At 70.2% G+C, this 8,970-nt stretch carries 6 protein-coding genes; 3 read left to right on the forward strand and 3 right to left on the reverse strand.

What is annotated here, in order from left to right; translation table 11 throughout:
- Window positions 1–903: 903 nt before the first annotated feature.
- Window positions 904–1,563: an organomercurial lyase gene (merB, locus tag ACIO5D_RS38325; protein WP_363606118.1), complete on the forward strand. Its 660-nt coding sequence runs from the start codon at window positions 904–906 to the stop codon at window positions 1,561–1,563.
- A 175-nt stretch (window positions 1,564–1,738) separates the two neighbouring features.
- Here the strand turns inward: merB and ACIO5D_RS38330 are convergent, their stop codons facing one another.
- Together ACIO5D_RS38330 and ACIO5D_RS38335 are read right to left on the reverse strand one after the other, a co-directional pair.
- Window positions 1,739–5,572, reverse strand: coding sequence for a phosphodiester glycosidase family protein (locus ACIO5D_RS38330; RefSeq protein ID WP_400800923.1), 3,834 nt, complete (start codon window positions 5,570–5,572; stop codon window positions 1,739–1,741).
- A gap of 334 nt (window positions 5,573–5,906) precedes the next feature.
- Complete coding sequence (locus tag ACIO5D_RS38335) at window positions 5,907–6,266, reverse strand: hypothetical protein (RefSeq protein WP_400757060.1); 360 nt, start codon at window positions 6,264–6,266, stop codon at window positions 5,907–5,909.
- Window positions 6,267–6,424: 158 nt separating this feature from the next.
- Here ACIO5D_RS38335 and ACIO5D_RS38340 point away from each other — a divergent pair, with 158 nt between their 5' ends.
- Both ACIO5D_RS38340 and ACIO5D_RS38345 read left to right on the forward strand, forming a co-directional pair.
- Window positions 6,425–6,895, forward strand: a complete 471-nt coding sequence (locus tag ACIO5D_RS38340) for an SUKH-3 domain-containing protein (RefSeq protein WP_400757062.1) — start codon at window positions 6,425–6,427, stop codon at window positions 6,893–6,895.
- Window positions 6,896–7,404: 509 nt separating this feature from the next.
- A complete protein-coding gene (locus ACIO5D_RS38345) occupies window positions 7,405–8,340 on the forward strand; it encodes a DNA/RNA non-specific endonuclease (protein ID WP_400800927.1) in 936 nt (311 codons plus the stop codon).
- 300 nt (window positions 8,341–8,640) lie between these two features.
- Here ACIO5D_RS38345 and ACIO5D_RS38350 read toward each other — a convergent pair whose 3' ends face one another.
- The gene (locus ACIO5D_RS38350; RefSeq protein ID WP_400660220.1) at window positions 8,641–8,868 is read right to left on the reverse strand and encodes a hypothetical protein; all 228 of its coding nucleotides are present in this window, start codon (window positions 8,866–8,868) and stop codon (window positions 8,641–8,643) included.
- Window positions 8,869–8,970 lie beyond the last annotated feature (102 nt).

The raw sequence follows: 8,970 nt of genomic DNA on the forward strand, positions 1-8,970 counted from the left end.
CCAGGCGGGCGGTGTAGGCGTAGGCGCCGTCGGCGGCCGCGTCGCCGGTGACGGCACCGGCCGGGACGGCGGAGAAGGTGGTCAGGGCACCGGCGCCAAGGGTGGCGGCCAGCAGGCCCGCCCGGCGGGCGTGGGACGAGGTCTTACGAAGCATGAGTTCAGTTCCTAGAAACAGAGTGACTACGAAGTCAGATGATGAAGGAAGGCTTTCGGCCAGCCGGTGACACCGCGTCCGACGACGGCGGCCGGGGCTTTTCCGGGGCTCTCACCGACGCTCCGGGAAGCCGCCCATGGTGAAGCGAACTCTCCAGCACCTTCCTGCCCTTCCGGTCGGCCTGATCCATCAAGTCGGTAATGCCGGGCCAAAGTCTAGATCACCTGGCAAGCCCCCTAACGGATGTGAAGGAGAGTCACTTTGCCTGGCCGGCGGTCAAAGATCCACAATCGGAGCAAGGGGGATCATCGGTCAATATCGGGCATTGCGGTGAAGTGCCTGATGCCGTCCAGGTGCCCCCAGATCGGTCAACTGGATTGGAATACAAGGATTCTGATGAGAACCCTTCTGCCTGCTAACCAGTTCCCGTTATGCTTGCCGCGCCGATACACGGCGCAGCCGCTTTGTGCGCACAGGGGGTCCTGCGAACGATCGGGATGCACGGGACCGGTGTCGAAGGAGGCAGCGGCCACCGCCGCCGGCGGGGGACAGGGGGACGGCAGGCCCAGACCTCCGGCTCCGACACCCGCCCGCCAGGACCCCGGAGACCCGAGGCGCCCCGCCGCAACCACCCGCCCACCCAAGCGCGTTCGCGCAGACACCCACCCGTACCGATGTCCACCCCGCCGGAGACCACACACTCTGACGAACTGTCACCACGCCTGCCACGCCTGTGGCATGCTGGCGCCGTGGAACTGGAACGGCTGCGCCAGAGCATCTATCGAACCTTCGCCGAGACCGGGCGCCCTCCGCAGCCCGACCAACTGGTGAGGACCCTCGGGCTGAACTCATCGACCCTGCGCAACGGGCTGCGCCAACTCGCCCTCACCCGGCACCTGGTGATCGACGAGCGCGACGAGATCGTGATGGCCCACCCGTTCTCGGCGGTCCCGACGGCCTTCTCCGTCATGAGCGGCTCCACCCTGTGGTGGGGCGGCTGCGCGTGGGACGCCTTCGCGCTGCCGCACCTGGTCCGCGGCGCCTCCCCGGCCCTGGTCGCCACCACCTGTCCGGCCTGTGACCGGCCCCATGCCTGGACCGTCACCCGCGAGGCCCCGCCCGCCGGCGACCAGGTCGCCCACTTCCTCGTCCCCACCACCCGGATGTGGGACGACGTCCGGCACACCTGCGCCCACCAGCGTCTCTTCTGCTCCACCGACTGCGTCGACAGCTGGCTGGCCGCCACCGGCCGCGACCGCGGATACGTCCTGAACCTGCCCACCCTGTGGCGTCTGGCCTCGCACTGGTACGAGGGCCGCCTCCACAGCCCGTACGTGCGCCGTGAACCCGCCGCCGCGGCCGGCTACCTGCGTTCGGTCGGGCTGACCGGTTCCTTCTGGGGTCTGTGACCCCCGCTCCCTTCGCGCCGGGGTCGTCGCCCGAACGGGCGGGGCCTGAACGCGGGGCCCGAACGGTCGGGGCCCGTACGGTCCTTGAACGGGCGGGGCCCGTGCGGGTGCCGGGGGACGGCGCCCGCACGGGCCTCGGTGGTGGCGGGCCGTTCTCAGCCGGCCGCGGGTGGTGTCACCGTGCCGCGCACTGGCCGGAGACGGGGCCGTGCACGGTGTTGGGGTGTCCGCCGTCGGTGGGGGCGGGGGTGTTGCCGGAGCAGTCGAGCGGTCCGTTCACGGTGGTGCCGGCGAGCAGGGTGGTGCCCTGGTTGAGGGCCAGGTGGGCCGGTCCGGTGACGGTGGACCACAGGACGGCGACCGGTCCGGTGCTGCCGCTGACCGAGACCGGTCCGGTGATGCGGGTGTCGCTCAGCACGACGGCGGCCGCGCCGCGGGCCGACAGCGGGCCCTCGACGGTGGAGCCGGTGGCCACCAGGGCGGCGCCGGGCTGGACGAGCACGGGGCCGGTGACGGTGGCGCCGTCCAGGCAGGTGACGCCGGAGGTGACGGCGAGCGGCTTGCTCCGGGTGCCGCGCACGGTGGTGGTGCAGACGGGCGCGGTGCCGACGGTGACGTCCTGGCGGGCGGTGATGCCGCCGACGGTGACGGTCAGCGTCGCGGTGCCCGGCCGCAGCCCGGTCAGGGTGCGGGCGGCCGGGTCGTAGGCGGCGACGGCGGTGCGCGGGGCGCCGGCGGCGGGGCCGATGTGTACGCGCTCGCCGCCCCACTGGGCGGTGACCGGCCAGGCCACCGGCACGGTGCGGTCGCCGTCCTGGGTGAGGGTCGCGGTGACGGGCGCGCTGTCGAGCAGGCCGAGCGCGGCGGGCGCCTGGAGGGCGACGGCGTCCGCGCGGGCCCTGACCTCGGCGCGCAGCCACGCGGAGGCGTCGTCGGGCACGGCGTAGGGGTCGGTGACCTTGCCGGCGGCGGGGTTGACGCCGAGCATGGTCCAGCCGGTGAAGCCGCCGCGTCCGGGCTCGGAGGCCGGGCCCTTGCCCGCGTTGCCGTTGATCAGGTAGGGCACGCCGTCGACGCTGCTCGCGTGGAAGGCCCCGACGTGGCCGGTGACCATGGCGGCGGACTTGCCGGCGGCCCGGAAGTCGCCCAGCCACTGCTCGACGAGGGCGGCCTCCTTGCGGTCGCCGAGCTGGCTGCCCTGGTCGGGCAGCGGGTCGCGGGTCGGGTGGTGCTCGAACAGCAGCAGGCCGGTGACGTCCGGGTCCTTCGCGGCGTCGTCCAGGGCCGAGCGCAGGCCGGCGACCTGGTCGAAGCCGCCGGCGCGCAGGCTGCCGAGCGAGCTGTTCAGGGTGACGAAGCGGGTGCCCTTGACGTCGAAGACCTGCTTGGTGTCGCCGAAGGCGGCCTTGAAGTTGTCGATGGTGCCGGGGCCCATCACCTCGTGGTTGCCGGGCACGTAGTGCCAGGGGACGCTGTGGCCGGTGAGCTGGTCGAACTCGTCGAGCAGGGTGCGGGCCAGGGCGAAGTCGGCCGGGGCCGCCTCGTCGACGAAGTCGCCGTCGATGACGAGGAGTTCGGGTTTGGCGGCGGCGATGTCGCGCAGGGTGCGGCGGGTGGCCTGGACGATGTCGCTGTCGGGGCTGCGGGCGATGAACTGGGCGTCCGACATGACGGCCACCCGCAGCGGGCTGTGGTCCACGGTGCCGCTGGTGAGCACGACCGGGTCGGTGACGTACGGGCGCGCGGGCAGCTCGACGTCGGGGGCGACCTTGACGCGCAGGTCGGACAGGGTGAGGGCGCCGGTGTAGGAGCGGCCGGCGCCGGTCTCCATCAGCCGGAAGCGCTGGAAGGTCAGCGGGTACTGCACGCCCGCCGGGACGGGGAACTCGACCTTGCGCCAGCCGGTCCAGGTGACCATCGGGGCGTCCAGGTTGGCGGTGACGCCGGCGGCGGTGCGGTACTGGATGCGCGGCCAGGCGCCGTTGCCGTCGCCCTCGATCCACATCGTGAGCGAGCGCGGCTGGCCGGGCAGGGTGATGCCCTGCGGGGCGATGGCGTACTGGCCGCGGGTGCCGGTGGACTGGGTGAAGTCGTAGGTCATCCGCAGGCCGGCGGTGCCGTCGTGGCCCAGGGCCGGGGCGACGCCGCCGCCGGGGGCGCGGTCGTTGCCGGAGGTCCAGGCGGCGGCGTCGGAGAAGTCGGCGAACGGCTTCTCGGCCATGCCGACGGTGACGGCGACGGCGGTCTCCAGGCCGGCGGCGGTCAGTTTGAGCGTGGCCGACCTCCCGTCGGCGAGCGCCTTGAGGGTGAGCGTGCCGTCGGGCGCGGGGGTGGCCTCGACGACGCCCTCGCCGCCGGTGACGGTCAGGTCCGCGGCCTCGACGGGCGCCTCGTGGCCCTGGGCGTCGAAGCCGGTGACCGCGACGGAGGCGGTGGCGCCGGGGGCCTCCAGGGCGACCGGGTCGGTGCCGGCGGTGATCCGCACCGGGGCGCCGAGCACGGTCAGCGCCAGGGCGGCCGGCTCGGCGCCGTCGGCGCTCGCGGTGACGGTCACCGGACCGCAGGCGCGGCCGGTGACCACCGCGTCGGTGCCCCGGCCGTCGACGGCGGCCCTGGCACCGTCGGGGGTGGACCACCGCACGGCGGGCGCCGCGCCGGTGACGGGGCCGTAGGTCTCGTCGTGGGGCAGGGCGCGCACCGTGCGGTGCAGGCCGGGGAAGACCCGGGTGGCGGTGGACACGGCCTCGGCCGGGCGCAGCCGCAGGCCGCGGGCCTGCCCGGAGCCGGGGGCGCTGAACAGGCCGAGCCCGTTGGCCACCGCCCGCTCCCCGCCGTTGTCGGAGGGGCTGCTGACGGTGCCGGCCCGCTCGGTGCCGGGCAGGCGGGCGGCCATCGCGGCCGAGCCGCCGCCGTCCATGTTGAGCGCGTTGTGGGCGCCCATGTCCCGCATCAGCACGGCGAGGTCGGGCAGGCTGATGCCCGGGCTGTCGGCCTGGCGGCCGTCGACGGTGACCAGGTACATGCGCTTGTTGTCGGCGGAGAAGCCGACCGCGGTGCGGGCGTTGAGCTCGTTGCCGTCGTTGTCGCCGGGGCGGCGGGCGATGCCGTCGGCCACCAGCACCTGGTAGCCGCCGATGGCGACGGCGACCTCGCCGAAGGAGGCGCGCGGGCGGTAGCCGACGTCGACCCGGTCGCCGGGCCTCAGGTCGCGCAGCGCCCGGGCGCCGGCCTCGCGGCCCACCAGGACGGTGGCGCCCTCGGGCACCGCGGCGCCCACGTGGTCGCGGACCTCGGTGACCTTGCCCTCGCGCAGTTCCACCTCGGCGACCTCGCCGGAGCCGCCGGTGGAGTTCGCGCGCGAGGCGTTGCCCCAGGCGGGGGTGAACAGGCCGACGCCGTCGGCGGGCAGGCCGTAGGTGTTGACGCCGGCCAGCGTCACCTCGCGGCCGCCGGGCAGGTTCGCGTGGCCCGCCAGGAACACCTCGGCCATCCGGGCCAGGCCGTCGGTGCCGACGGTGACGGCCTGGTTCCAGCCCTCGACGGGTGCGTGGATCAGGCCGCCCTCGCGTGAGACGCCGACGCCCAGCGGCGCCTCGGAGGCGTTCATGTCGAAGTAGTCGCCGTTGATCGCGGCGACCGCGCCGGCGTTCCTGGCCATCTCGGTCACGCCCTGGCGGGTCGTCACCTTGCCGGAGGACAGGTAGTCCACGCTCAGGCCCTGGGTGGTGAGGTCGGCGACCAGCACCTTGCCGCGGATCCAGCCGCCGGCCCCGAGCCGGTCGAAGGAGGTCATGGTCAGGCCCGGCGCGACCGGGGTGACCTCGCGCCGGGTGACGACGGACTCGCCCGGCCGGTCCAGGACCAGCTCCGGGGTGCCCGCCGAGACGGCGGGCGCCGCGTGCGCGGTGGCGGGGACGAGCGCGGGCAGGCCCGCGACCAGGAGCGCGCCCAGCGCGAGCACGGCGGCGGGACGGCGGGACCGGGGCGTGCCGGTGACGGGGGGTGGCATCGGGGGGTTCAGCTCCTCGGACGGTTGCGGGTGCGGCGGCCGCCGGGCACGCGCGCAGGGCGCACCCGGTGGCCGCCGCGAACGGCGGGGCCCGGGTCCATGATCACCGGGCCGACCGAAGCCAATCGCCCACGAAAGACCTCCGCGCCACCGGACGGTGAACCCTCGCGTTCACCCCCGCGAACAAAACCCCCGGACCCCGCGCCAACGGGCCGCAGCCGGCGCGTTCCGGTCACCGGCTTCCGGGCGCCGCGTTCCGGAGCACCGCTTCGGCCACGGCTTCACCTGGCGGCCCTACTCGGTGGCTTCACCCGGCAGTTTCAGCCCGCAGGCTTCAGCCGGCGGTGTGGAGGCGGTTGGGCAGGTTGTCCCAGGGGCGGCAGTCGATTACGGGCAGGGCGTGCCGGCGGGCTTGGTTGCTGAGCCAGTGTGAGAAGCGGGTGCTGACTTCGGCACGGTGTGTCTGGATGCCGTATTCCGGTTCCCGTTCGGCGTAGTTGGCGGTGATCTGTCCGGCGTCGGCCTGTGGAGGAACACGAACATCACCGAACCCGGCTACTCCGGACCCTCCTCTCGTCCTGCTTTTCTTGAGCCTGAGATCGAGGAGGCCGCCGCCGACGGCGGGCAGATGTTCGGGGGCGACGCGGCAAACTGCGCGGAGATGCGCGCGTGCAGTGCCCTTTTTGCTAATCATGCAGCAGATTTCGAGGAAGCGTTCGGGCGCCCGCTACAACTCAGTGACATCGAATTTCTGACGGTCAGAAGCTCTACTGGCGCACCAGAGCCAGCATGCCTATCCTGTCAGAGCGCGCTTGTGCGGCGTGGCGCGACCGACCTATCGAGAGGGTGAGCATGGACTTCGCTGTCCGCGGTCGAGGTCGCAGCCTGGCTGAAGCAGCAGGCTGGAGCCCGGAGCGCGCGGTCGACATCTCTGGACTTATCCATGAGATGAGACGCGTTGGCTTCGACGTATCAACTGCAGCGCATAGGTTCCTAGAAGTGTTCTGGCGCCTGCGGATCGAGCATCTGCCAAGCATCAACATAGACGGCAAAGACATATTCTGCTGGACCGAATTCGATCCGATGCGGGTATGCACTGAGCGCGATGCGAGAATTGCAACCCTATGCTCAAGGGTGGCCGGTGGATCGCTGTGCCCATTGGGAATTGATGGGTTTCACTTCACTATCTACATGTCGCCTTCCGGCAAGTTCTTTGCCGGAATGGATTCTTCGGTATTCGCATATTCGGGCTGTGCCGACGAATTCTTTGCGAAGCTCGTCGATGGATCCAGGCCACAGCTTGTAGGAGCCTGGGAACTATAGGGATTGTTAGCTTCATGAAGGATTGACAGAGGCCCCGCTGGATTTATTTCCCGCGGGGCCTCTGTGGCGTCTGACGGCAGTAGCTGACGGCAACGTCAGCGGACGGGAGCTGCACAAGCAGGCGGGCCGTCACCGTCGGCAGGGTCTGTGGCAGCCTGCGCGGGCTTGCCGAGTGCGCGGCCGAGGAGGTCGATGGCTTGGCGCCGGAGGCGGAGGCGGACGTGGGCGTACACCGTGGCGGTGACGCTGATGTGGGCGTGGCTCGGCAGTTCCCTGATCGCGACGAGTTCGGATCAGAATGCCACTCCCGATGTGGAGGCCGAGGATCAGGAGGTTCCGGCTGTTGGCCCCAGTAGCCGGGCTCTGAGGATCGTTGCGACGATGGCCCGAGAGACACCGCTCAAAATGCGCATGGGAATATCACTTATTTTCCCAGGGAGCGCTTCAGGCCTGGTCTTGATGGGTGCAGGGCGACTGGCGCAGTAGGCTACTTTTCGGGAGCGCAAGATATGGAGGACGATACAGGCGCGGCGTGGAGAAATCTTCCGCAGAGGCCTATGGTGGCTCCTCCGGATTTTTGGACACTGCCCGAAGGGCGGCGAGCTCGTGGCCACCTGATGGGCAGGCAGTATGGTGGTTCGGGTGATAATCTGCGCAATCTGGTGCCGCTCTGGGCGATCGCCAACCGCGACGTCATGAAGGGTGTCGAGATGGATGTGGCCGGAGTGATTAAGGAGGGTGGACAGGAAGTGAAATATGAAGTCCTGGCCATCTATGACGGGAAGAAGTCGGGAGTACCCAAATCTATTCATATTGAGGCGCACGGCATGCTCGGTCTCAATGTGGACTGTCTGGTGATGAATAATAACGAACCAAAGGAAAAAGTAAACCTGTCTGTGGTTCCTGTAGCTTGGGATGGTGAGATGAGACGGGTTGATTTTCGCGAAATGATTGATGTTGACTCATGGTCTAGCCCGACTCCCGTCGAGGTGTGGTTGGGTATTGAGGAGTGGGCAGGGGGAGGGCTTCCAGGTGACTTCAAGGAATTCGTGGACCTCTACGGGGACGGGATTGTGCGGGGTCACCTCTATGTGCCGCATCCATGTGGTGCAGAGCCCCTGATTGATTTCATGAAGAGAGGCCGGGAATCTCTCCGGAGTGTGGCTCATCACTACCTCGGAGATTCCAGGTCTCCGCGCTTTGACGTCGACTCCGTAATTCCATGGGGATATTCTGATTGGGATGGGGACCAGTGCTGCCTCGTGCCGAGAGGAAAGGAGGCCTGGGACATCCTGGTGGAGTTTCGCCAATTCGGCTGCGTCCGCCTCTACCAAGGCTGCTTCTCCACATTCATTTCCGGGGTGCTCTCCGGGACTGCGGCTCCTCCCGGCTGGCCGGGCTCCGGGCCGCTGTGGAAAGCGCTCGACCGGTCCCCGTTGGTCTGAGCTCGCCACAGTGCCCGGGGGCCTGGCAGGTTCGGCGGTCCCGTTGCCGAGTAGGTCAGTTCTGTGGGTGTGAACCCCGGAGTGGGCTCCGGGGTTCACACCGGCCGTGGGCCGGCTTGTCGGCTGGGAAGAACGGGAACCGGGTAGAACCGCCGATTGCTGCGAACGGTGCGGTCACTTGCGTGATGTGACGATGGGTTGACCGCATTCGGGCGCTGACGGGGTGGGATGGTCCGGTCCGGGGGATCCGGGGCCGGGCGGCTCGCCGCCCGGAACCCGGCCCGGGCGGCGGAGGCCCGATCAGGGCGGGGCCGCGGCCGTGAGGGCCCGCAGGACCGTGAGTGCCGCGCACACCTGCCGCAGTCGGCCGACGACCTGGTCGGGCTGCCGCCGGTGCAGCGTCAGTTCGGCGGCCTGGTCCAGCTGGTTCTCGCACGTTTCCAGTACCTGGTTCACCTGGTCGTCCAGGTGCACCCGCCGGGCGCGCGCGTACTGACAGGAGACGCCGCTCGCCAGATGCCATTTCATCCTGGATCCACCGGTGGCATTCGGGTGAGCGATTTCGGGTGAATTCGTGGCCGCTCACTGGTGGTTTCCGCTGGCGGACGTGCGTGGTCGCCGGATGGCCGT

Source organism: Kitasatospora sp. NPDC087315, assembly GCF_044744345.1.
GTDB lineage: Bacteria > Actinomycetota > Actinomycetes > Streptomycetales > Streptomycetaceae > Kitasatospora.